Source organism: Paenibacillus sp. BAC0078, from assembly GCF_054483875.1.
The window spans coordinates 1-661 of record NZ_JBTLRW010000073.1; the positions used below are offsets into that span (position 1 = coordinate 1).

The window sequence follows — 661 nt, forward strand, 5'->3', positions numbered from 1 at the left end:
TACTCTTGCGGCACTTCTGCTTCCCTGTATACGAGCAGCAGATCGGCGCCGCTGTCTTCCAGCATGTACGTGATCCGCTCCGCCGGATACGCCGGGTCGATCGGCAAGTATGCCCCGCCCGCCTTCAGAATCGCGAGAATCCCCACGATCATCTCCACCGAGCGCTCTGCCATAATCCCCACGATCCACTCCGATCCGACGCCGCGCAACCGCAGCTCATGCGCCAGTTGGTTCGCCTTCGCGTTCAGCTCCCCATACGTCATTCGTTCAGACTTGAATACGACCGCCTCGGCTTCCGGCATCCGCTCCGCCTGCTCCTCGAACAGCGCGTAAATCGTCTTATCCTTCGGATACTCCGCCTTCGTGTCGTTAAACGTCTCCAGCAACTGACGCTTCTCTTCTTCCCCGGCCAGCTCGATTTCCTCCAACCTCATGTCCGGCGTTTCGGCGATCTGTTCCACGATCGCCGCCAGATGTTTGCCCATCCGCTCAACCGTTTCCTTCTTGAACAGCGCCGTGCTGTATTCCCAATCGAAATACAACCGCCCTTCCTGCTCGACCACAGCTATCGTCAGGTCGAATTTAGCGACCCGGTATTCCTGCGGATACGGCCGAATCGTCAGCCCTTCCGGCTTCCATTCGCTCATCTGCATGTTCTGCA

At 58.4% G+C, this 661-nt stretch carries 1 protein-coding gene; it reads right to left on the bottom strand.

Annotated elements, in window-relative coordinates; genetic code table 11:
• The coding region (locus tag ACX1DY_RS31475) for an AMP-binding protein (RefSeq protein ID WP_458968052.1) at positions 1-647 on the bottom strand (647 nt) is incomplete at its 3' end.
• Positions 648-661: the final 14 nt, after the last annotated feature.